Genomic DNA, 22210 nt, shown 5'->3' with positions numbered 1-22210 from the left:
ACTCGCCCAACTCGCACCGCCAGCTGCTGCTGTGAAGCGTCCTCGCCTGCGAATCCCGGCTGAGTGGCTATGCCATTTGTCAGGTTCACTCCCAATCCTGAGGAGCTTGCGCAAAGCGGCTCCTGTAGTCGCTTGGGGCAACCCCGAGCGATCTCATGAAAGCCCGCCGCAAAGTCTCAGGATCGCCGAATCCAACCTCATGTGCGATCTGCTGGACAGATTGGCGGCTGGTCTCCAGAAGGTCTCGTGCGGCCTCAACGCGTAGAGCCTCGACGGCTCGTCCTGGGGGCTGTCCATTTTCCTTAGAGTAGACGCGGGCAAAGTTCCGCGGGCTCATGGCCATGAAGGATGACAGTGCCGGGACGGACAGATCGGCGCCAGGATTTTGCCTGATCCAAGCATGCAGACGGTCGAAGCGGCCGACGCGGTCTCTGATTTGTTGACGAAGCGCAGTGCTGAATTGCGATTGTCCGCCGGGCCGTTTGAGGTACAGGACCAACTCCCGTGCGATTGCCAAGGCTGTCGTGTGGCCGAGATCTTCCTCAACCATCGCCAGCGCCATGTCGATGCCGGCGCTTACCCCTGCCGATGTCCAGACGGCCCCGCATCGTACGAAAATTGGATCTGGCCTGACGTCGATCGCGGGAAATCGCTCTGCAAGTTCGGTGCAACGCTCCCAATGGGTCGTGGCGCGTCGGCCATCCAACAGGCCGCACTCGGCCAGAATGAACGCTCCCAGACAAATGGAGCCAAGCCGACGCACGTCTTTTGCTTGTCTGATCAACCAACCCCGAAGAGGACGGGATTTTGCGGCTTCTAAGGCCGTCGCCCCACCTGAAATCAGGAGTGTGTCGATCGAGAGCTCACGGCAGTGATCGAAACTGACGGTGTGGAGAGCAATGCCCGCATCCGTCTCGATCGGCCCGCCTCGTTGCGAAACAAGGATGGTACGAAACGCGGGTTCTCCGCTTGCTCGCTTGGCGTCATTGAAAACTTGCAGCGGGCCGGTGACATCGAGAAGCTTCGTGCGATCGAATACCAGAAAGGCGATCAGTCGTTCGCGGTGCGCGTTGGCAGAATGCGAGGTCATAATGGCATTTATGCCACGAGAACCTTGTGCGATCCAGACGGCGAGGAAAGAGATATGGTCCATGCTCGAGATCAGGCCCAATTGCGAATGGTGCGACCGCGATCTGCCCCCGGGCAGTTCGGAGGCTCGAATCTGCAGCTACGAGTGCACCTATTGTGCAGAGTGCGTTTCGACGGTCCTGCACGACGTTTGCCCGACTTGCGGCGGAAATTTTTCAGCAAGGCCGATCCGGCCCAGGCGTGAATGGCGCGCGGGCTCTTGTCTCGGGCTTGAGCACGATCCAGCGAGCAGCCGACGAACACACTCGAAGTGGACAGCAGAGCAGGTTGCAGATCTCGCGAGGCGCCTGCACGACGTGGCGCCGGAGGGCCGATAAGAGAAAATCCAAACACAGAAGAGATATAGCAATGGCTAAATTCCACGACTACACCTGCCGCATAGGATGGACCGGCAATCGCGGCGCCGGCACCAGAACGTATCGGGGCTACGACCGGACATGGGATATAACTACGATTGGAAAGCCTGTGATAAAGTGCTCCAATGACCCGCTGCTTGGGGGCAATCCGGCGCTACCCAATCCCGAAGATCTCCTTCTCGCATCCGTTTCGGCCTGCCACATGCTTTGGTACCTGCATCTGGCGAGTGACGCGGGAATTGTCGTCCACTCTTATACTGATCAACCCGTGGGCCATGGCGAGAGCGAGCCAAACGGAGCCGGGCGTTTCGTGGGCGCCACATTGCGGCCCAGGATCGAGGTCGAAAGCGGCATCGATCTCGACGAGGCTGCAGCCATCCATCATCGAATTCATGAGATTTGCTACATCGCGCGTTCCGTCAATTTCCCAATTCGTGTTGAGGCCGATTACCGAAAATTGTGAACGAGAGAACGGCACCCGCAGCGTGCGGTCTCATCCTCCGACTGCAAATGCATTGATGTTCAGGCGGCTCGGCCGCCCAACGCCGCCCAGCGCCATGGTGCCGGTCCGACGGTGGCAAGGACCAAACGCCGCTAGCGAAGCGGGAGATCGGGTGCCACCGGAAGCGAACGCTTGTGAGTGGTGCTTAAATACGCATCAAGGATACGCTTCCGCGCCGCTTCGTCGATTTCCTTACCTTCGAGGAAATCGTCAATCTGATCATATGTTACTCCATACGCATCTTCGTCAGGACGAAGCGGCACGAGGTTCTCCAAATCTGCGGTCGGCACCTTGTTGACGAGTTGCGGCGGAGCGCCCAGATGCGCCGCCAGCGCGCGCACCCGGCGTTTGTTTAGCCCGGCAAGGGGAAGGATGTCGGCGGCGCCGTCGCCAAACTTGGTGAAGAAGCCCATCATTGCCTCGGCCGCATGATCGGTACCAATGACCAGCCCTCGTCTGGCAGCGGCGAGTGTGAATTGGGCGATCATGCGCTGACGGGCCTTTATGTTGCCCAGCAAGAAATCTTCCCGACGAGCATTGCCGAGCTCCACGCCAGCCGACCTGATCGAGTCGAGCATCGCGTCGGCCGCCGGTTTGATGTCGAGCCTGTGCGCTTCGTCAGCTCCGATGGTCTCGAGTGCTCGCTGAGCGTCCTTCTCATCGGCCTGCGTCCCATACGGCAGCCTAACAGCAAGGAATTTGGCGTCGTATCCTGCCCTCCGCAGTTCGCTTACGGCCTGTTGAGCCAGAAGTGCCGCCGCGAGCGAATCCACACCGCCGCTTATGCCTAGCACGTACGTGCAGAGGCCGGCTGCACGCAGGTACCCGCTTAGAAAGTCGATGCGTCGGCGTGCCTCCGCGGCGGCATCGAAACTCGCAGCGACGCGCAAGGCGCTGATGATCGCTTCTTGTTGTGTCATATCCCTTTCTGCTCCCGCTGTTCAAAGAATGAAACGTCGTTGGTGCCGATTCCGGCGACCCGGTCTGCGCCTGCGTGGGAAAACCGGAAAGCGTTTTGGCCATGCCGTCAGACCAGGGCGCGCTTGATCTTCCCAAGCGTTCCGCCGCGGATACCGACCCATATGGTGCGGTATCCGCGAGTCTCTCTCGGCGAATGACAGACACCGTAGTCGCAGTTCCTAAGCTGCCTCGGCAGCGACGTTCACGGCTGACTCGGCGAGCTGCGTAAGGGCTTCGTCGGTGTCCTTTTCCTCGCCAAGGGTAAGCTCGAGAAGCTTAACCGCTTCGGCCATGCCGAGCTCGCTAGCCCAGGTCCGCAACGTACCATAGCGGGAGATTTCATAGTGCTCTACTGCCTGAGCCGCCGCAAGGAGACCAGCATCGAGAGCCTGAGAGCCCTTGTAGTCGTCCATGATTTCGGCGCCCTCCTCGGTGATGCCCATATGGCGGCACAGGTCTTGCCCTGGGGCTTCTTGCCTAGGGCTTCGAATATTTTCTCCAAGCGCGCGACGTGCTCCTGGGTCTGGCCGCGGTGCTTTTCGAAAGCTGCCTTGAGGTCAGGGCTTTGCGCTGCCTTTGCCATCTTGGGAAGGGTTGCCAGGATCTTCTTCTCGGCGAAATAGATGTCCAAATGCAGCGATGAGTTCTCGGACTGGATCCTATAAGAAGCCGGCCTTTCTGAAGCCGGAGAGGAAGAGTTCAAATGATGACGGGTCTGCGAAGGGAAGGTGGGCAAGGTAGCCAAGCGAGAGGTCCGGTTGCCGGCTCAGTGTGGCCTCGACTGCGACATGGGCGTTTTCAATCTCGCCCAGATGTGCGTAGGCCGCCGCAAGAAAGGCATGGATGAAGAACTGGTCGCCGGCCTTCCGATAAGCGTCGATGGCCTCGGCATATCGGCCGAGCAGGAAGAGCGCGCTGCCCTTCACCTCCCAGAACCAGACCGGGGGCAACGGGTCGAGCAGTATGGCCCTTTCGAGGACCGCCAAGGACTGCTGAGGCTGGCCGCCGTAGTTGAGCCAGCTCGCATAGTCTCCGGCAATGTTGACGTCGTGCGGATTGAGCGTACGGGCCTGCTGGAAATGCAGTCCGGCATCCCCATGCTGGCGCATATGTACAAGCACAAGACCCATGCTCTGGTTACAGATGCCGTCATTCCGGTCGAGCAGGAGCGCCGTGCGCGCAGACTGCAAGGCTCTTTGCAGCGTACGATGATCGTGGTCATACCAGAAGCGCGCAACCAGGCACTGCGCCAGATAGGCATGACCTTGAGCAAAAGCCGGATCGAGTTCGGCGCTCCGGGCGAACATGGATTCGCCCTTGTCCATTTCATACTGATGGTAGTGCGCGCGACCCTGCAAGTAGTAGTCGTAGGCGGCCCAATCGACCGGCGGCGTTCGCCGCGAGCGGTTAGTCGCATCTGCCTCGGCAGCGCCTTGGACGGTTGCAGCCACAAGGGCCGCCACCTCCTCCTGAACCGAAAAGATGTCCTCAAGCGCCCTGTCGTAGCGTTGAGCCCACAAATGGAAGCCGCTGGGCCCGTCGATCAGTTGCGCCGTGATCCGGATGCGGTCCCCCAGCCGTCGTACGCTGCCCTCGACGACGTAGCGCGCGCCGAGTTGCCGGTGGACTTCCGCAGGGTCCGGCGCTGGTCCACGAAACTGAAAAGATGAATTGCGCGCGATCACCACGAGCGACCGGTATCGCGCCAGTTCGGTGATGATATCCTCGGTAATGCCGTCGCTCAGATAGTGTTGGCCCTGATCGCCGCTCAAATTGGCGAAGGGCAGCACGGCAATGGTGGGTTTGCCGGACGGCGCGATCCGTCGCTGCACTGAACCTTCCACGCGCTCGACAGGCGCGGTGAAACGGTAGCCGACGCGAGGCACGGTGGCGATCCAGTCGCCACCTTGGTCGGTAGGGCCGAGCGCCTTCCTCAGCGTCGCAATCTGGACGGTGAGATTGCTTTCCTCGACCGCCAGACCCGGCCAGGCAGCTTCCATCAGCTCGGCCTTGGTCAGGATGTCGCCGGACCGCGCTGCAAGCGTGGCGAGCAGCGTGATGCCGCGATGCCCGATGGAGATCGGTAGCTCTTGCCGCAGGAGCGTCCCCTTCTCAGGGTCGAGCACGAACGGACCAAAGGCGAGGTGAACCCGTTGCATCACGCCATATTAGACGTTTCGGAATTTTTCGGAACAGTTTCGGCCGCGCTTTAGTACGCAGGTCCGCTGATCCGCCAAAGTAGCGTCATCGATTCTAGCAGCACCAAGAAAGGACGAGCCAAATGAGCACGCAGCTTTCTCTTACCTCAAGATTCTACCAGTCTCTCTGGAGCGAACAGCCGACGTGGACGACTGGACCGGCATCGGTCTGGGCGAGACTCATCGCCCTGCGCGGGCTGGTCGCGGTCTGGCGCGAGCGCATGTTCTATCGCGAGGAGCTGAAGCGACTGGCGGAAGATGGGCCTCAGCGGATCGACGACGTCGGTCTCACCCTGGCAGCCGTCGAGGCGGAACTCCAAAAGCCGTTCTGGCAGGCGTGATTTGCATCCATAATTTCACTGCCATTTCGAGCATCGGATTATGGCACGCATTCTCTGCTATGATCGACAAGGCGACGGCCAACCTGCGCGCCATTCAGATCGTGCTCGGGCATACCAAGATCGAGAATACAGTGCGGTATTTGGGCGTCGATATCGAAGACGCTTTGCTCTTAGCAGAACGAACTGAAATCTGACGCCGTAGGGGTCATTCGTGTACGGCGGATGACCTCTTCGCGGGACGGTATTGTTGTGCTGCTAGTTCGGGCTGGGGGTGGGAAACGGGCTCCCAGGTTTCGGGCTGCGAGGCCGCGAAAGCCTCCTTTCACCGAGTCATCGACCTTCGACCGCAATGCGACCAATTCCGGTCATGAATACCAGCCGGTATATTGCGCCATAACCGGACATTGGTCCAACGGGCTCGCGGTCGGCTCCTTAGCTGAGACCTGCAACGCGGAGCCCTGTGATGTATAGTGCTCGGTCTTCGGCCCGTACCATGGGGTAATATTTCTCGACCCATTCCACGCACAGCGACGGCTGCAGCCGTCTCGCTTCGGTGAGAGCTCGAGCGGCGGAAGCGTGATCGCCTGACATACCGGCCGCCGCGGCCAATGTTCGCCAAGCCGTTCCGAAGTGAGGACGAAGCTTTACCGCTCGGCTTTCAAGCAGCGCGGATTCGGCGAAGTTGCGAGCCACGAACTGGCACATGCCCTTGATCGAAAGGTTCGCTGCTTGGGTGAAGTCGCGCGGGCTCAGCCGCTCCGCCAGCGCTAGATGGTGCAGGCCGTCATCGGGCATGCCTCCGTAGCCGTAGGTCGATCCTAACATCATGTGGGCGATCGCGAGGCTTGGGTTGAGGGCGATCGCCTCCGTCAGCGCTTCCACTGCCTGGGTGAAGTGCCGCGCCACCATGCACGCAAAACCGGCAGCGAAGTGTGTCCACGGGTCTTCGGGCTCGCGCCGGATCGCCCGCTCCGCCATCTCGAGGGCGGCTGGCAGGTGCGTGGCCTGCGCGTCCAGACCGAGCAGCACCCGGGTGGTTAGCATCAGTGCCAGCAGACAGTTGGCGCGCGGATAGTCGGGGTCGAGATCCGTGGCCTGCTTCAGCAGTCCCTCGGCGGCATCGATCTCGGCCGCCGATCCCCACGTCCAGACATAGGGCATCGCCTTCATGACGAACCCCCAGGCATCCAGATTGCCCGGCGAGCGGCCCTGGAAGCGCTGGTGCTCAGCCGCATAAAGTCTCGGCTCGATGGCACCGATAACGCTGTCGACGATCTGGTCCTGGAGCTCGAAGAAATCGGCCAGTTGAACGTCGTAGCGCTCGGCCCAGACTTGGCGGCCGCTGGGGGTATCGCTGAGCTCGGCGCCTATCCTGAGCCTTTGGCCCGAGCGGCGCACGCTTCCATCGAGGACGTAGCGCACACCGAGCTCGCGCCCGACCTGCGTCACGTCAACGACCTTCCCCCGGTAGCTGAACGAAGAATTTCGCGCGGATACGAAGAGCCAGCGCAGCCGTGAGATGCGGGTGATTATGTCTTCCGCCAGCCCATCGGCGAAATATTGCTGCTCGATGTCGTCGCTAAGGTTGGCGAATGGTAGCACGGCTATCGAAGGACCGGGTTCCGACGGGCTGCGTGCTGCTGTCGCGTCGTCCAATTTTTCTATCTCGCCGGCAAAGCGGTAGCCGATCCGTGGAATCGTCGCGATCCACTCAATTCCGTCGGATCCCGGGCCTAGGAGTTTCCTGGGACACGCGATCTGGACGGATAAGTTGCTCTCCTCAACCGATATTCCAGGCCAGGCAATGTCCATCAGATCGGTCTTGGCCAGAACCTCACCGGCATGTCTAACCAGCTATATCAGAGTCATGCGGCCTTCAAACACTTGGTCTTGCTAAACTATTTTAGCTAATTGCTAAAGGAGGTGCGCCGTGGATGGCGTTGGCCGTTCTAATCCGCAACATCTTGCTCTGGTCGGCGATCTCTCTTCGTTGATACCAAGCCCGTTTGAATATCGGCCGCGCCGCGCAATCTTGTTAATCGAAGCGTTATTACTCGGGTGGCGGCTCTGAGGCCGTCTGAATCCAAGCTCTCGACACAAATAGTGGGTACCGGGAACGATTTAAGTTCTTCCTCGACAAGATTAATGTGGTGGATTTGATCAAGACTGCTCTGCAGATCAAGATCGAGGAACTTCTGAATGATCCCGAGAGTACGCCGGCGTTCCCTCAACCGCACCTCTAGAATTCGCCTTGGCGCCCGCAATCGGACAAGAAGGTCCGGTTTGGGCAGAAGCTCGAGAGCACGCGACACTCTTTCACGATCCGTGATGTCGCTGAACAAAGCCAGTGAGGATACGAATTGAACCATACCTTGGTCAAAAATTGAGATCTTTTGATTAGACGCCATTGCGGCGCGCCAAGCTTGCAAAAGAGCCTCAAGATGCCAGTTCAGACGAGCTGCCCACATCTCGTTCTTGGGTGGGAGAATCTCAAACAGTTCTCCGAGAGAATGCTGTCCAATCCACTTTGAATGAACGCCAGAAACCAGTTTAAAGGCGGCTCTTCTAACCGGGTGTGCACGGTCAGCGATATGCAAAAGAACGGGCTGGCCCTGACCTCGCAGATCGCGTGCCAACTCGGACGCCAAGGTGGTCTTACCAGCGCCGGAGGGCCCAAATAGCTCCAAGATCATCTTTTAATCCAGACTGAGGGGAGCCGTCCGATAGTAATCTTAGCCGACGAACCAGGAAATGCGTCATCCGTACGAATGACCGTGTCGTGAGTAAGATCGGCGCGCCGCCGCCGAAAGGTCTCACGAAGGAAAAGGCCGAATGGCTAAGGCCGGGCCTCGTCGGCCGCGTGAAGTTCCTGAAGGGCGAGGAGAAGCTACGTTACGCCAAGCTGCTCGATTTCCGGGATAAGCAATAGCCAACGCGTGCCAGCCGGGAACTTAGGGCACCCATCGCACTTATCGCCGAATGAGCACACGCGGCGTGGATTTCCTCTATCGCTGGATGAGCGAAAATATACCCGAACATGCTTCCGTCGATCCGGGCCTGATCGCTCATCTTGCCGATCAGGCCATGGCCGACGCGATCAAGGCTGGTATCCGGCCGCGTGAGATAGATGAGGAGGTCGACAGCGTCTTCGCCGTAATAGCGGAGGCTGTCAGCAATCATGAGGGTGGCGCGATCGAATAGCGGTCCCGAAGTAGACTATTGCTTTTCGGGTCCCTATCTCTGGTGCATGTGCGGACGAGTTTTCGTAAAGACCACAATCCCCGACATGGTTCGCCGGTTCGAATCGCCCATCCTGGCGAGGTCGAACGGCTTGGCAACAGCTTTCCTCTCTGGAACGGTGCTCCGAGCCTGACCTACCCGATCATCATCCGTGAAGAGCTGTCGACCAGCATGGCCGGCTTTATGTCGGCGCGCTGGGGCCTGGCCCCGGGATGGGCTCGGGAAGGTGACGGCCGCCCGCCGCCGGTCAACGCCCGCTGCGAGACCATTGCCAGTAATGGCTTGTTCCGCAAGGCTTACAATACGCGCCGCTGCTTGGTGCCCGTCGACGGCTATTTCGAATGGCAGAAGCTCGACGCGTCGGGGAAGAAGAAGCAGCCCTATGCTATCGCTATGAAGTCTGATGACCCCTTCGCCATGGCCGGCATATGGGAAGAGTATGCCGACAAGCTTACGGGCGAACTTGTGCGGACCTTTGCCATCGCCACCTGCGAGCCCAACGATCTGATGGCGACCATCCACGACCGCATGCCGGTGATCCTGGCGCCGGCCGAGTACATGCGCTGGCTTGGGCCGGAGCAGGACCCTCGCGAGCTGATGAAGCCCGTTCCGTCCGATCTAATGAAGATGTGGCCGATCGACAGCAAGGTCGGATCTCCGCGCAACAACACGCCCGACATCATTGATGAGATCGGTCGCGGGCCTACTGATCTGTTTGACGTCTAGGTTCCGGGCTTTGGAGGCCGCTGCCACGACACATAGGGCATCTGATCGTAGACCCTTTGCAGCCGGTTCGGTGCACTCCCGTCGGGCAACACGTGCCGTTTGAGCTCAGCCACTTTGCGCATTGAAAAACCTTGCCGGCGCCGAGACATTGCCGACACCCGAACTTCCTAAATCCTGCCAAGTACCACCTGCCCACCTACCTGAGACGGCGAGAACGTCAGGGGCATAAAATAGTTTCACCGGCTAATCCACGTCCGAGATTTTGCCGTTCGTGAGGTGCGTCTCGATTTTGCTGAGCGCCTTCCGAATGACGTCGACAGCCTGCAAGTTGACTGCGAAGTCGAAATTGCCTTCCGCCGTCTCGAAAATCAGGACGCCGATCTTCGTTTCGTCGTCCCTCAGCATGCCGATGCCAATTCCTGTGGGCATATACGGTGGTCTATCTGCCATGGTTTCCTCCTTCAGAGATAGCGCTCCCCATCATCTCGGTGCTCGAAACAGAACCAATGCGGATCCTGGCGAGGCCGAGCAAAGCCGAACCCTCCGCGCTTCGCGCAACCTGTGCGCTCGCACATGTGCCTTAGCACTCTGGCGCGCTCGCGCGGCACGGGCGTTATGCCGTCGGGAAGCCTGGTCGGTTCGTCGCTCATCTGCGGAAAGATTCCATAAGACTGCTTGACGGGCAAGGAATTTGTTCCTTTTCTGTTCTCATGGCGCATGATCCGATCGACACGCTGGGGAAGGCGACCCGGCACAATATGCTTGTGAAGGTGGAATGCAGTTGCGGCAATGTCCGTTACTGCAGATCGGCCGATCTCATGATGGTCTATGGCGGCGGCGTTGATCCTTTGAAGCTGAAATTCGACTGCAACCGGTGCAAGCCATCGATCAAGATCACGCTCCTTGAAGTCCATCCGGAGCACCTTCCGAAGCGTCTGATGATCCACAAGCCGATGAAGGTGGACGGCAAGATCACCTGGTACACCGAAAGGTTCAGGGGATGAGCGGTTCTTTCTCGGAGCGTTGCAAAGATGCCCGCCGGGTACCTCTGCAACCTACCTGGCGGGCCTAGGCCGTTACCTGTGGCAAGCCTTCACAACCCGTCGCGGCCCGCTAAGGTGGCCGCCGCCGACTCCGCCAAGAAGTAAGCCTGCGCAATACGCCCCGGGCCCTGTTAGCGTCCGGGTGTTTGCGAGAAGAGGGCAGCTCTTGAGATGTACCCAGCTACCATCCGGAATTTGAAGTCGCGAAGCCGGACGAAGGCCCGGTTGCAAAAGAACGATCGAACCGACATTGTGACCGTGAGTAGGCAGGGAAGACCCTGCTTGAAACAGTCAACGGGCAAGGCACGACCTTTTGTGCCGACAGAAATTCACGTCAGCACATTCGCAGACGGAGATGACACGCTCGGAATCCTGTCTGTCCAAACCACCGCAGGTCTGCTGGAGAACGCGTTAGACAAACAAGCCGCTGAAAGCATTGGAGCCGCCGTCAACGAGATAAGGTCGAAGCTGGGCCCTTACCTTTGTTCGTCACCGCTTGCGACACGCTCGGCGATAGCGAACGCTCCTCCAGAACGGTCGCTATGACGATGCGCGTGGCCGTGGAGAAAGTGCTTACCCAGGGCCGATACGAGGTCCGTGGCAACCACATCGATTATTGGGATGACACCGGCTTCACAGCCGATGGTGAGTTCAGAGATGGAGTCCTCTACCATGCTGGCATCGTGCTCTATCGACGTCGTAAAATTCCGCGTTAGCGGCGTTCACCCGGGCGCGGAGCGTCGGGCCGAGCGCCCTATCCCGAAGGAAGAGTAGAATGCAGCTCGTTATTCTGGCAGATTGGTGCCATAGCAACGATGGAACGCCTCAGGTACGTAGGGCCGCCATTCCGACAGCACTATGCGTCAGTAGGAATTGACCAGGCAGTCAAGCGATCTCCTCAAACTCGAATCCGCCAATGGTCATTCCCCCGTCGACAATCAGCATCTGGCCGAAAACATAGCTTGAGGCGCCTGAGCACAGCCAAACGGCCGCTTCGGCAATTTCGCTCGGCCTACCGCCTCGTTTGGCAGGAATGGCGTTCGTCGTCTGTGCCGCAAAGGATGAATTTTGGGCGCTTGCCGTTACGACCATTGGGGTCTCGGTCCACCCCGGCGCCAAGGCGTTCACTCGAATCCCGTGTGCGGCGTTCTCCATCGCCGCGACCCGCGTCAGCCCATGAACACCATGTTTCGACGCCGCATAGGCACACATCCCGCCTGGGCCAGTCAGTGCCGCAACGGAGGCAGTGTTGCAGATCACACCGCCGCCACCGCGCTTTAGAAGCGGAAGCTCATGCTTCATGCAGAGAAAGACGCTGCGCAGGTTGGTGCGCAAGACTCTGTCGAAATCATCCGTGGGATAGTCTTCGATCCGATGCGCGCCGCCTGTGATCCGGCGAGCTTGATGACGGCAAGCGATTATTACGATGAGATTAGCGCTGCCCGGAAAGGGGTGTGCTGGGTCCTTTACGACAGCGACAATGTTGTCCTTCAGGTAGCGCTGGGTGCTATCGCATTGCGTAGCAAGCGGGCAAATGAGTTTCTCGCCTGGCTGTTGTCCCCCAGCTTTGCAACGCGAACTCGCGTGTCGCTTTTTCATCCCGATGTCATTGCAAAGACGAAGTCTGACGGTCGCTTCATGGCAACCAGAGATGATTTTTTTTCGCCCTCGCCAGTGCGGTATGACGTCGTGCGCGTGATGAACGCCCTTGGGACGAGGAACTTTCCTCGTCTTCAAATCGAACGCGCGGTAACCGCCGTGGCAAAGACGGTTGTCGATGGCGGTTTGCTGGTTTTCGGTCGAAGTGCCGATGAACTCGATGGCAGGTCACAGGCCACGATATTCCAGCGACTCCAAAATGAGTTCATAGCTGTTGCGGATATGGCGGGCGGTTACGAATTGAGGGATTTCGTGTTGAAACTGCAAGCTGACGCTTAATGGGGAAGGCCGTTTCTTGCTTTATCACTCGCGCATGCTGGCCGCCGCCGTGCCTGACACCCCAGCCCAACCTAAGCGAGCCTCAGCCTTGAGAAAACGATTGGAACAAAAAGAGATCAAACGCATTCCCTAGGCTACGACAGGAGATTGCAATGGAAGACTTGCGCGCAAAAACCGATGCAAACGTCGAGAAAGATCCTGACCAATGGGTGAGTGGTGGCGACCCGATGACGCCGTCCCAGGCGTCCTATCTGAAAACCCTGTGTGAGCAGGCTGAGGATCAGGAAAGCTTTGCAGACAACCTCAGCAAGGCAGAGGCGTCTAAGCGCATAGATGCACTGAGGGCAAAGCTGAAACTTTAAGCACCGGCTCGGGCGCTCTATCGTTACTAAACTTGACCTTCCGTCTCGCGCGATGGAGCGGTCGCGATTGCCAAGCCGTTCCTGATATTGCTGGCAATCGCGGGAACTTTTGGCAGGGCGAGACCTTCTCCATGTTCGAAACCACAGGAGGAACGAGTGGCCAATCTAGGAAGACTTGCGATCGCTATGCTGGGGGTTTTGGCTTATCAAAACCGCGACAAGATCGCGGAGGCGATCCGCGGAGCGGGAGAGCGCGATCCCAATAATCCGCAAGGCGGGATACTGGACCAGGTGTCGAAGGGCCTATCCGGCACCGCGCTGGGCGATATTCTTGACCGCTTTAGAAATGCAGGTGCCGGGTCGAAGGTGGACTCCTGGGTTGGCACTGGGCCGAACCAGCCGATCGAGGCGCACGAGGTGGAAACGGCGATTGACGCTCAGACACTGGAAGCACTTTCCCGCCAGACCGGCCTCTCGCGCGAGGAGCTGATTGCAAGGATTACCAGGGATTTGCCCGATGCGGTTAACCAGATGACCCCCGACGGCACCCTCCCAGCAGACCACCGAACAAAAGTCCCAGACCAGCCCAACCTGCTCGACGACGTGCCTTCCCGGCCGATACAAAGCTAATTCCACATGACGGAAGCGGACTGGAGAGGTGCGAAACCGAGGAGATTGGATCGAGCGAGCAATGGCAGCCGGAAAGTAGGGACAAGCGAAACGCCTATTGTGGATCGCCAGACTGCGAGGGCAATCGCCGAGCTCGACCTCTTGGCAGTGCTGCTTGATTCGCGCTGGCGAATCCCGGGAACGCCAATTCGGTTCGGACTGGATGCTCTGGTAGGCCTGGTGCCTGTGCTGGGCGATACAGCAACCGGGTTGATCTCGGCTTACATTGTGCTGCGAGCCCGCAAATGCGGCGCTGGGAAGCTGTTGGTTGCTCGGATGGTGGCCAATGTGCTGTTTGATACCGTCTTGGGAAGCGTGCCCGTCCTCGGATCGATCTTCGATGTTTACTACAAGTCGAACAACCGCAACATCCGCCTGCTTCGTGGCCATCTAAGCCGTCAGGTTGCTGAACGGTAGTTCGCAGGGCATCACCCATGCGGCGTTCGCGACCGGGAAGCGGCCGGTGTTGGCCGGAGACGATGCCGTTGCCGCCAACTTGGAATGTTTCATCCAGCCGCACTCTCGGAACTGGCTGCGGAATCTGCGCCACCTTTGTCGATGTGGGTTCAATGAGTTCGGCAAAATCGGTGAAGACCGATCTTCGTTGCGCCGCTGGCAAATCTGCGCAGCGATCAGGTGATCGGTAAGGTCGATTCCGACAAAGACAGCCAGCGCTTTGCTGAGGTGATCGGAGCTATGCCGCTTTTGCGCCCGATGCCTAGGAACCATGAACCGACCTGCTGGTTTGGACAGCACGCCGGGTGGTCGGCGTGGCAGTTAATGGAGAAACCCAATGACACGAGCATTCACGACTACAGTATTGGCGGCCGCGTTCGCTATGCTCGCCCCGTCCGCCTTTGCGCAATCGGCGGATGTTCCCAAGCCCGCATCACCAGCCCAGGATCGGACGGCGGACGAAGCCGGACAGAACCAGCAAGCAATGCGTCAAATGATGCGCGAGATGATGGATGAGATGCTGCAGGAAAAAACAGCAAGGGATCGAGACCCCGAGGCAGATTGGCGACACAGGGGCCCAAGGCTTCAGGACGACGAGATGAGCGATCGTGATACGGGACGTATGAAGCACGGCCGCAGGGCGGGAGCCGATATGATGCAGGGTGCCAAAATGAGGATCATGTTCGCCATCATGGACACCGACGGTGATGGTACACTGTCGCGGACGGAGGTTCAGGATTTCATTGGGCGAATTTTCAACGCTGTCGACGAGGACGGCGATGAAAGCGTCGACATGCAGGAACTCCAATCCTTTTTCCGTCCCGGAGGAGACCAGGACCGACGTTAGCACCGACAGGTTGTACCTCGGCCTGCTCGACGTCTGAAGCTAGGGCCCACAGGAGATGGCTCGGAGCACGGTATTTGGCTCCCCACCGTCTCATGCTCCGCCGATACTCGGTAGGATCAACGGGGTAAAGACCTGCGCAGAGCTCGCACGAGGCTGGACGGCTGTGCCCGTCGACGACCATAGGCCAAGCATTCCAAAGAAGTGGCTCTAGGCAAGCATTGCGAGGTTTAGGGGCAAACATGCATCTGGTCCAGATTCTGCTACCTCGCGCCGACAACGCAGGAAAGCCCTTCGCCAAGCAAGAGTTTGATCGTGTGAAGGAGGAGCTCGCGCTCCGCTTCGACGGTGTCACCGCGTATTTGCGCGCGCCTGCGGAAGGTGTGTGGAGGCAGGGAGCAGACGAGATCGTCATCTTCGAGGTTATGACTCACGAAGTCGATCTGCCCGATTGGCAAAGGCGGCGTTCGGAATTGGAGCGGCGGTTCCGCCAGGAGCAGGTTGTGATTCGATATCTGCCGATGGCTTTGGTCTAGCGCCTGCGGCAATGGTGTGGCCCAGACGATGACCGAGTGCATGCCGCTTCACGTCTGAGGTATACTGCAAGGCAGCTTCGGACTCAGTGCGCCAAACCGCTGATTCAAACTCAGTCAACGGTGGCTCGGCTGTCCTCAAAGGACGATGGCTAGCTGACGGTCTGCACTTCCTGACGGCCACTTTGACAAGATAAACGCCTAGCTCATGCGAGCGGTGCGCATATCGTCAACGACGTCTGGGGTCTGCAGCGCGAGCCCGACATTGCGCGAGTGGCGGCCGATACCGGCGCCGGGCTCGTCATCATGCATACCGGACGGGATCGCGACAAGCTGCCCGATGTGATCGCCGACCAGCTGGCGTTCTTGGGAAAATCGCTTGAGATCGGGCGCGGCAAGGTGTTGCCGACGGCCATATCGTGCTCGACCCCGGCTTCGGCTTCGCCAAGGAGACGGCGGAGGAAAACCTCGATCTGATGGCACGGTTTGCCGAGCTTGGCGCGCTCGGCTTCCCGCTGATGGCCGGTACGTCGCGAAAGCGTTTCATCGGCACCGTCACCGGCCGCGACGCCGCCGACCGGGCGGCCGGCACGGCGGCGACCAGCGTCATTCTCCGGCTCAAGGGCGCGCATCTGTTTCGCGTCCATGATGTCGCAATCAACGTGGACGCGCTGGCGGTGGCGGATGCTATGCTGGCGCGGGAAACCGGATCGGAACGCTGAGCCATGTATGTCATCCGCATGAAGAATTGCGCCTTCTTTGCCCGGCACGGCGTGCTGGACGAGGAAGAAGCGCTGGGGCAGCGCTTCTATGTCGATGCCTCGCTCACCGTCGAGCCGGGACGCGCGCTCGTCGATGACGCCATCGGGGAAACGGTGAATTACGGCGTCGCCTTCACCGTCATCGAGGAGATCATCACCGGACACCGGCGCTTCCTGATCGAGGCGCTGGCCCTGGAAGTCGCGAAGGCTCTCACCGGGCGCTTTCCCCAGATCCGGAAAGCCGAGGTCACCGTTCGCAAGCCCAATGCGCCGGTGCCTGGCGTGCTCGATTACGTCGAGGTGACCGTTGTCTGGCCCGAATAACACCGTCTATCTGAGCCTCGGCGGCAATCTGGGCGATCCGGCGGCGTCGCCCTCAAGCTCATTTCCTGTAAATTTGCATGTTGGAAGATCCCTCTGGACAGGGTTCGAACTGCCTCAACCCTGGCTTCGTCAACGCACCGCACCTTCTGCCGCCCAGCGTCACCGGTCAGCCGCCGGCGAGACGGACGACGTGTCAGGGCTCGTTGTTGCCCAGACGCACTGCTACTTGGTGGGGTATCACAAAGATCCGCTTGCCTTAACACACGTTAGTTTCTTCCGCTTGCTTCCAACTTATAAAGTCGAGCGATGAGTGATCCCCGGCAAGCACGCAAGATCTATTTGGAAGCAGCTCACCTCGGTAGCCGTCGGGCGCGGGCGAGCGCTGAAGACTTGCTTCGTACCATTGAGGAGACACGGCGCCTTATCCAAGCGTCCCGCGACTTGCTGTCGCGCTCAAAGCGGCTGAGCTTCGAACCTGATCACCACCCTCAGAAGCCGCTCTGATCTGCTGACAGATTGTGTGGGAACATCCCCATGCGGCAGGGCGTCCCTGGCCGTCTCGGCCAGTGCTGTGATTGGCTCTCGCTGGGCGGCTTCCAACCGGGGAAGCACTGTGCCCTCGGTACCCAAAGACTTTGCCGGTATCGCCGAGGTCGAACAAGCGGGCCTTTCGGGCGTGCGAATGAAGCCGATAGTCGGAGGTTGGTTGCGTGGAAAAGGTCACGCTCATCGGTTCGCTGGCAGCGCTGTGCTCAATGACCAGTTTTGCCCCGCAAGCCTGGAAGATCATCAAGACCCGGGACACGGCTGGCATATCCGCGTGGATGTATGCCATCACTGTGCTGGGCTTCGTGCTGTGGCTGACTTTTGGCATCATTAAAGGCGAATGGCCCATCATAGTCACCAACGCTGTCTGCCTCGTGCTCGCCACTTTTATCCTGCTGATGAGGGTCCTTCCCAGTTCCAAGAGGGAGATGGTGGCGGACGCAATCGATCCTTCGCCTGGCTCCGAGAGGCCTCGCCCGCCCGCGTCCTGAGGCCTGTCTCGTTAGCTTGGCCCGGCCCTACAGAGTTCGCCCGCGTCGGTGGCGTCTCGCGGCATGGCGGGGATGTCACGTGCCACAGAAGGTCTGCAGAACGCGCTCGTGCGGCTTGGGTGGTTTCGCATAATAGGACAGTGTGGGCTGTTCCTCGAACGGCCGTGACACGACTGCCAACAATTGCTCGAAGATTCGGAAGTCATCGTCCTCCACCGCAGCCTTGATCATTGTCTCTACGCGATGGTTGCGAGGAATGAACTTGGGATTGCTGCCGTGCATCGCGGCTTTGCGCGTCGAGGTGGCGCCGCCGTCCCGCGCCAAGCGATTTCGCCAGCGCACCGACCAGGCATCGAAGGGGCCGGGATCCTCAAACAGCCTCCTGGCGGTAGCTTGGGTGCCAGGGATGTCGAGGTCATCTCCCAGCAAGCGGAACGTGAGTGTGAAATCCGCTCGCCCACGCGCCATCACATCCAACAGATCGTTGGCAAGGTCCAAGTCACCGTCAGCTTCATTCAGCAGCCCAAGCTTTGCCCTGAACCCGCGATGTAAAATAGCTTCGTAGCGAGCGTGAAATTCCCCTAGTGCCTGCTCGGCCTGCGAGATTGACTCACCCTCGCGCTCGCTCAGGAGCGGCAGCAGGGTCTCGGCGAAGCGTGCCAGATTCCAGACCGCCACCCGAGGTTGGTTGCCGTAGGCGTAGCGGCCATGTTGATCGATGGAGCTGAACACCGCTTGTGGATCGTATGAATCCATGAACGCGCACGGTCCATAGTCAATCGTCTCTCCGGATATCAACATGTTGTCGGTGTTCATGACGCCGTGGATGAAGCCGAGCAACATCCACCGCGCCACCAGTTCCGCTTGCGCCGCGATCACAGCCTCAAGCAGAGCCAGGTAAGGTCTCGGTTTCCTGGCCGCCTCGGGAAAATGACGCAGGATGGCATAATCGGCAAGGAGCTTCAGCGCTTCTATGTCGTTTCGGGCGGCAAAGTATTGGAAAGTGCCGATACGGATATGACTCGCCGCCACCTGGTCAGCACAGCCCCTGGCAGCCAACGCTCCCGGTAGACTGGGTCCCCGGTAAGCACCGCCGCAAGGCTTCGAGTGGTCGGTATGCCGAGCGCAGCCATTGCTTCGCTGACCACGTATTCACGAAGCACCGGACCAAGCGCAGCACGGCCATCGCCGTTGCGCGAAAATCGGGTCGGTCCTGAACCCTTCAGCTGGACATCCCGACGCACCCCGTGCACATCGACGACCTCGCCCAGCAGTGCTGCGCGTCCGTCGCCCAGTTGCGGGACGAAGTTGCCGAATTGGTGGCCAGCGTAGGCTAAGGTTATAGGGTGCAGTCCATCTGGAAAATTGTTCCCGGCAAGCACGGCGATCCCAGCAGGGCTCCCGAGCTGATCGGGATCAAGTCCTAACTCCAGAGCTAGCGGCTCGTTCAGCCGGATTAGCCTTGGGTTTGAAACCGGGTGGAGAGGGGCACGCGCGAAGAAATGATCCGGTAACTGGGCATAGCTCTGCTGAAAGGGCCAGATCGGGCTCTGCACGGCTGATCCGGTTGTGGATGAAGGCATGAGGTTCTCCTTCGCTGTGGCAGAGGTCGGAACCATGTCGATCACTGCGTCCATGCCGATGTCAACCCGCGGCCGCCGGCTCGCTCCCGGTTCATCCCGCGGCTTTGTTAGCTTTCCCGAACTTCTGCTCCGGTGCTGCCGCCGCACCCCCGCTCCAAACGCCTGCAGCGCGCATGGCTGGCTAAGGCGTCGTTCCTGCCCTGTGCTACCGCACGCGCGGCTACAGCATTTGGCCTGCTTGGGTTTCAAAGGGGCGGCCTGCATTTCCCTAACCGCCTTCTCGGGTCGCAGGGCACTGCTCCAGTGCTCCTGCTTCACCTTGTGCTTTGATCGGGCCATCTGTGGAGAACCGAATGCCGCCCGCTTCAAATGCATTTCGAATCGCTGAAAGTTTACGCGGGCCAGGCACTCGCCGACCGCTTTCGAAATCTCGTATCGCACCTTCGCTGAGGCCTGACTTCACGGCGAGCCGCACCTGCGGCCAATTCAGCAGACCTCGCGCTATCCGCGATTGCTCCGGCGTCAGATCAGTCACCGAACTCTCTTCTCGCCATCGAGCCCGAGCCCATTTGATGCATCGGACGGCCCAGGCTGCTCCCCAGGATGCGTCTCAGCGCGGCCAACCGCGACGACGCCGACATCACGGCCGCCCATATATCTGCGCGAGCCAGGTCTGCCGGTTCCTAACCAGTTCTAAGCCTCCCCGAGGAGGAGGTGTCTGCCGCTGCGAGACGTCGAGCGAGAGGGCTGGGGTTCTACGTCTCGTGCGCATCGGGGCCCGGAGATGAAAATTGGACGCATTGGCGAATTGAAGGTGGAGGTCATGAGATCCCTCGATCAGGTTCTCCGAATCGAAATCAACCCAATTTGTTCCGGCTCGATGCCCGTGACGGCCGCAGTATAAAGAAAAGCGTGAGCGGAAACTGCTCAGCATTCCTCGCTACGCACTTCGACGCCGTCGGCTTCCCGAGGGGAGAGAAACGAACCTGGAATGTACGTCAAATGTCTACAGTCAGGACGCCCCCAGGATTCCCTCCTATGACGCTCGAGCCTGTGCGCGGCATTGTCCAAAAGCTCGTGAAAGGGACCGGAGTGACGGCGGCACAAGCACTGGAGTTCATTTCGCTGCTCGGGACGAATTGCGCATTCCTCGTCCGAGAGGCGAAAGCTCTGGCCAAGGGTCCAGGCGCCCCGGAACTGCAGCCGTTGAGTTGGCAAACGCCTCGGGCCCTTTAACAGGTCCTTCCCAGACCGGGTGCAAGGAACATTAGCGCCCAGCCCAAGTTCGGCACGTAACGCAATCCGGTCACGAAAATTGACACAGGCCACTTCCCCGAACGTTTTGATCCGTAAGCTTCAGACAATCTGTGATCTGACGCAGTCAGATATCGGCATTTTAGAGGGGATCGAATTCCAGAAGCGGGACTTTCAGGCCGATCAGGACATTGTGCGCGAAGGAGATCGCCCCACCCATTCATTTGTGATCCTGGAGGGTCTGGTGGGGTCCACAAAATTGACTGGGGAGGGTAAACGGCAGATCACATCGTTCTTTGTTCCGGGCGACATTCCTGATCTCCACGGAATGCACCTGTCTGTTTTGGATTGTACCTTCTCACCACTCACGCGCGTCAGCGTTGGCTTCATGCGGCATGATGCGTTGCGGGCCATTTGCGACCAACATCCTTCGATTGCGACGGTGTTTTGGCGCTCGACGCTGATCGACGCGGCTATATATCGAGAGTGGGTCACCAACGTTGGAAGGCGCGACGCGTATGCCCGCATGGCGCATATTCTGTGCGAACTCATCGTCCGCCTTCGCGCTATGGGGCTCATCAAGGACCATGTGGCGGAGCTTCCGATTACGCAGGCGGAACTTGCCGACGCCTTGGGCTTGTCGACCGTGCACGTGAACCGAACGCTGCAGGATCTTCGAGGCGACGGACTGATTGTTACCGAGGGCTCCCGATTTCACGCTGTTGACTGGCCTGGCCTCGTTCGAGCCGGAGACTTTGAGACCGCCTACCTGCACCAAAGGAACGCGACGAGCTTGTGAGGTGGAGGTGGGTTCTATGGCGAGATATTTCTTTGACACCTACGAAAGCGATGCGGTCATCAAAGATGAGACAGGCATCGAATGTGGGGGGATCGAAGCCGCACGAAACGAGGCGCTAGCAGGTCTGATCGACTTGACTCGAGACTCCCTGAAGGACGTCGACGGGCATCAATTGGCGATTGAAATCCGGGACGAGAATGACAAGAAGCTGGTCAGGCTGAGCCTCTCTCTTCAAATGCTGCTATCGAGCCGTCCTAGTGCTCCGACGGCCGAGCCGTGATTTGCTGAACGTCAGGACAAGGCTTAGCCCATTGTTTCATTGCTGCTGGAAATTGCGGAGAGATGACCCAGCCGGTACGCGACACAGCGGGGGTCGAGACGTCGCTACAGAGACCAGGTTTCGAGGAAGGCGACCGGTGCTGGCGCCAGTCGCGGCCCATTCAAAAGATGCCAAAACATCTGCTGCAAGCGCACAAGGCTCAAAAGCAGCGAGAAAGTCCAAGTGAAGACGCTTCAAAGCAAGCCGGCAGCATTTCGATTGTCGGATTGGTACCAACTCCCCTTCACTTATCATTTGAGCTTGCTCGGCCCGATACCCGGCTTAGTCTGTAAACGGCTCTATCAGTCCGGCCTGCGGACGCTTCAAAGTTGACTCTGGTGTTTTACGCGTTTGCGCCATCCGTCGATGGTCAGCGCGACTCCGGTGACGAACCGCCCCCCAGAACAGGGATGGATGTCTTGCTTCAAGACCAAACCGATAGCCGAAAAATTCTCCAGGTTGCGGCAGATGAACTTTCCGACGCAACAGATCCACGCCTGATTGCCGCGCTCAGATTGGTCGCCCGCTCCTATCGAGCGCAATCCGTCGAGGCTGCAGATGATCTGGTGGAGCTCACGCTCCGCACCGCCATTCAGGAGGCGGAGGGGCGACCTGAGGAAATCAGTCTGTTCAACTGGCTCAGCGCTATTATGGCGCGATATCGAAAGTGAGAGCGCCGGGGCCGCCGACCCGCTCCCAACCTGCAGGCACGTCAAATTGCCCTTCCGATGCACCCAGCCAGGCGCGGCGTGTTGCTCGTCCGGGCAGGTCGGGATGCTCGTCGGGAGCGCTGCTTCCAAGAGTGCCGCTGTCTGA

The 22210-nt window shown here is 59.3% G+C and carries 26 protein-coding genes and 5 pseudogenes; 20 read left to right on the top strand and 11 right to left on the bottom strand.

From position 1 onward, the window contains the following. Positions 1-85: 85 nt before the first annotated feature. Complete coding sequence (locus LB516_RS21165) at positions 86-1090, bottom strand: GlxA family transcriptional regulator (protein ID WP_140722646.1); 1005 nt, start codon at positions 1088-1090, stop codon at positions 86-88. 61 nt (positions 1091-1151) lie between these two features. On the opposite strand from LB516_RS21165, the gene LB516_RS21160 reads away from it, so the two are divergent. Both LB516_RS21160 and LB516_RS21155 read left to right on the top strand, forming a co-directional pair. Then, positions 1152-1466, top strand: a complete 315-nt coding sequence (locus LB516_RS21160) for a DUF1272 domain-containing protein (protein ID WP_140619134.1) — start codon at positions 1152-1154, stop codon at positions 1464-1466. 31 nt (positions 1467-1497) lie between these two features. Then, positions 1498-1968: an OsmC family protein gene (locus LB516_RS21155; RefSeq protein ID WP_140619136.1), complete on the top strand. Its 471-nt coding sequence runs from the start codon at positions 1498-1500 to the stop codon at positions 1966-1968. 131 nt (positions 1969-2099) lie between these two features. Here the strand turns inward: LB516_RS21155 and nadE are convergent, their stop codons facing one another. From nadE to LB516_RS21140, 3 genes and pseudogenes are all read right to left on the bottom strand, one after another. Beyond that, positions 2100-2927: an ammonia-dependent NAD(+) synthetase gene (gene nadE, locus LB516_RS21150; RefSeq protein ID WP_140661328.1), complete on the bottom strand. Its 828-nt coding sequence runs from the start codon at positions 2925-2927 to the stop codon at positions 2100-2102. A gap of 219 nt (positions 2928-3146) precedes the next feature. Beyond that, positions 3147-3625, bottom strand: a pseudogene (locus LB516_RS21145) (ferritin-like domain-containing protein). Position 3626: 1 nt separating this feature from the next. Beyond that, entirely contained in the window at positions 3627-5126 is a 1500-nt protein-coding gene (locus tag LB516_RS21140; protein ID WP_140722270.1) for a winged helix-turn-helix domain-containing tetratricopeptide repeat protein, read from the bottom strand. Positions 5127-5248: 122 nt separating this feature from the next. Between LB516_RS21140 and LB516_RS21135 the strand changes: the two genes are divergently transcribed. Both LB516_RS21135 and LB516_RS28935 read left to right on the top strand, forming a co-directional pair. Further along, positions 5249-5506, top strand: a complete 258-nt coding sequence (locus LB516_RS21135) for a hypothetical protein (RefSeq protein WP_140716133.1) — start codon at positions 5249-5251, stop codon at positions 5504-5506. Positions 5507-5565: 59 nt separating this feature from the next. After that, positions 5566-5700, top strand: a complete 135-nt coding sequence (locus LB516_RS28935) for a hypothetical protein (protein ID WP_263492600.1) — start codon at positions 5566-5568, stop codon at positions 5698-5700. Positions 5701-5938: 238 nt separating this feature from the next. Here the strand turns inward: LB516_RS28935 and LB516_RS21130 are convergent, their stop codons facing one another. Beyond that, on the bottom strand, positions 5939-7360 hold the full coding sequence (locus tag LB516_RS21130; protein WP_224720333.1) for a winged helix-turn-helix domain-containing tetratricopeptide repeat protein: 1422 nt from the start codon (positions 7358-7360) through the stop codon (positions 5939-5941). 95 nt (positions 7361-7455) lie between these two features. Continuing rightward, positions 7456-8142 carry a hypothetical protein gene (locus LB516_RS21125; RefSeq protein ID WP_246671872.1) on the bottom strand — a complete coding sequence of 229 codons (687 nt, stop codon included), beginning with the start codon at positions 8140-8142 and terminating at the stop codon, positions 7456-7458. 143 nt (positions 8143-8285) lie between these two features. On the opposite strand from LB516_RS21125, the gene LB516_RS21120 reads away from it, so the two are divergent. The 3 genes and pseudogenes from LB516_RS21120 to LB516_RS21110 all read left to right on the top strand — a co-directional run bounded on the left by LB516_RS21120 (position 8286) and on the right by LB516_RS21110 (position 9472). Next, positions 8286-8435, top strand: a complete 150-nt coding sequence (locus LB516_RS21120) for a hypothetical protein (RefSeq protein ID WP_181166477.1) — start codon at positions 8286-8288, stop codon at positions 8433-8435. A 50-nt stretch (positions 8436-8485) separates the two neighbouring features. After that, positions 8486-8707 (top strand): DUF768 domain-containing protein, encoded by a 222-nt coding sequence (locus LB516_RS21115; RefSeq protein ID WP_140620249.1) that lies wholly within the window; start codon positions 8486-8488, stop codon positions 8705-8707. A gap of 46 nt (positions 8708-8753) precedes the next feature. After that, positions 8754-9472: pseudogene (locus tag LB516_RS21110) on the top strand (SOS response-associated peptidase). 243 nt (positions 9473-9715) lie between these two features. Here LB516_RS21110 and LB516_RS21105 read toward each other — a convergent pair. Both LB516_RS21105 and LB516_RS21100 read right to left on the bottom strand, forming a co-directional pair. Beyond that, the gene (locus LB516_RS21105) at positions 9716-9922 is read right to left on the bottom strand and encodes a hypothetical protein (protein WP_140620253.1); all 207 of its coding nucleotides are present in this window, start codon (positions 9920-9922) and stop codon (positions 9716-9718) included. An 11-nt stretch (positions 9923-9933) separates the two neighbouring features. Next, positions 9934-10386, bottom strand: coding sequence for a hypothetical protein (locus tag LB516_RS21100; protein ID WP_181174565.1), 453 nt, complete (start codon positions 10384-10386; stop codon positions 9934-9936). Positions 10387-11038: 652 nt separating this feature from the next. Here LB516_RS21100 and LB516_RS21095 point away from each other — a divergent pair. Further along, positions 11039-11231, top strand: a pseudogene (locus LB516_RS21095) (Atu4866 domain-containing protein); the annotation flags it as partial. Between the two features lie 169 nt (positions 11232-11400). Here LB516_RS21095 and LB516_RS21090 read toward each other — a convergent pair. Continuing rightward, positions 11401-11850: an SDR family NAD(P)-dependent oxidoreductase gene (locus LB516_RS21090; RefSeq protein WP_246671873.1), complete on the bottom strand. Its 450-nt coding sequence runs from the start codon at positions 11848-11850 to the stop codon at positions 11401-11403. Between LB516_RS21090 and LB516_RS21085 the strand changes: the two genes are divergently transcribed. The 9 genes and pseudogenes from LB516_RS21085 to LB516_RS21045 all read left to right on the top strand — a co-directional run bounded on the left by LB516_RS21085 (position 11809) and on the right by LB516_RS21045 (position 17439). Then, complete coding sequence (locus LB516_RS21085; protein ID WP_181174566.1) at positions 11809-12453, top strand: hypothetical protein; 645 nt, start codon at positions 11809-11811, stop codon at positions 12451-12453. The genes LB516_RS21090 and LB516_RS21085 overlap by 42 nt on opposite strands. A gap of 152 nt (positions 12454-12605) precedes the next feature. Next, positions 12606-12815, top strand: a complete 210-nt coding sequence (locus LB516_RS21080; RefSeq protein WP_140716119.1) for a DUF3072 domain-containing protein — start codon at positions 12606-12608, stop codon at positions 12813-12815. Positions 12816-12971: 156 nt separating this feature from the next. Next, positions 12972-13445, top strand: a complete 474-nt coding sequence (locus LB516_RS21075) for a YidB family protein (RefSeq protein WP_140716117.1) — start codon at positions 12972-12974, stop codon at positions 13443-13445. Between the two features lie 6 nt (positions 13446-13451). Then, positions 13452-13901: a DUF4112 domain-containing protein gene (locus LB516_RS21070; protein WP_140722285.1), complete on the top strand. Its 450-nt coding sequence runs from the start codon at positions 13452-13454 to the stop codon at positions 13899-13901. Positions 13902-14277: 376 nt separating this feature from the next. Continuing rightward, complete coding sequence (locus tag LB516_RS21065) at positions 14278-14787, top strand: EF-hand domain-containing protein (protein ID WP_140722288.1); 510 nt, start codon at positions 14278-14280, stop codon at positions 14785-14787. Between the two features lie 239 nt (positions 14788-15026). Then, positions 15027-15320, top strand: a complete 294-nt coding sequence (locus LB516_RS21060) for a hypothetical protein (RefSeq protein ID WP_015316681.1) — start codon at positions 15027-15029, stop codon at positions 15318-15320. A 195-nt stretch (positions 15321-15515) separates the two neighbouring features. Continuing rightward, positions 15516-16039, top strand: a pseudogene (gene folP / locus LB516_RS21055) (dihydropteroate synthase); the annotation flags it as partial. A gap of 3 nt (positions 16040-16042) precedes the next feature. Next, positions 16043-16402, top strand: a complete 360-nt coding sequence (folB, locus tag LB516_RS21050; protein ID WP_023773903.1) for a dihydroneopterin aldolase — start codon at positions 16043-16045, stop codon at positions 16400-16402. A gap of 710 nt (positions 16403-17112) precedes the next feature. After that, complete coding sequence (locus LB516_RS21045; protein ID WP_140620524.1) at positions 17113-17439, top strand: SemiSWEET family sugar transporter; 327 nt, start codon at positions 17113-17115, stop codon at positions 17437-17439. A gap of 75 nt (positions 17440-17514) precedes the next feature. Here the strand turns inward: LB516_RS21045 and LB516_RS21040 are convergent. Then, positions 17515-19022: pseudogene (locus tag LB516_RS21040) on the bottom strand (protein adenylyltransferase SelO). A 268-nt stretch (positions 19023-19290) separates the two neighbouring features. Beyond that, positions 19291-19557: a helix-turn-helix transcriptional regulator gene (locus LB516_RS21035; protein WP_318011835.1), complete on the bottom strand. Its 267-nt coding sequence runs from the start codon at positions 19555-19557 to the stop codon at positions 19291-19293. A 780-nt stretch (positions 19558-20337) separates the two neighbouring features. Between LB516_RS21035 and LB516_RS21030 the strand changes: the two genes are divergently transcribed. The 3 genes from LB516_RS21030 to LB516_RS21020 all read left to right on the top strand — a co-directional run bounded on the left by LB516_RS21030 (position 20338) and on the right by LB516_RS21020 (position 22065). Beyond that, complete coding sequence (locus tag LB516_RS21030; RefSeq protein WP_140620522.1) at positions 20338-21075, top strand: Crp/Fnr family transcriptional regulator; 738 nt, start codon at positions 20338-20340, stop codon at positions 21073-21075. Between the two features lie 16 nt (positions 21076-21091). Further along, the gene (locus LB516_RS21025) at positions 21092-21355 is read left to right on the top strand and encodes a DUF6894 family protein (protein WP_140620521.1); all 264 of its coding nucleotides are present in this window, start codon (positions 21092-21094) and stop codon (positions 21353-21355) included. Positions 21356-21723: 368 nt separating this feature from the next. Then, a complete protein-coding gene (locus tag LB516_RS21020) occupies positions 21724-22065 on the top strand; it encodes a hypothetical protein (protein ID WP_224720317.1) in 342 nt (113 codons plus the stop codon). Positions 22066-22210 lie beyond the last annotated feature (145 nt).

Origin of the sequence: Mesorhizobium sp. CO1-1-7 (genome assembly GCF_020164885.1) — a bacterium.
GTDB classification, from domain to species: Bacteria; Pseudomonadota; Alphaproteobacteria; order Rhizobiales; family Rhizobiaceae; genus Mesorhizobium; species Mesorhizobium australicum.
This window is presented reverse-complemented; position numbering and strand designations above follow the sequence as displayed.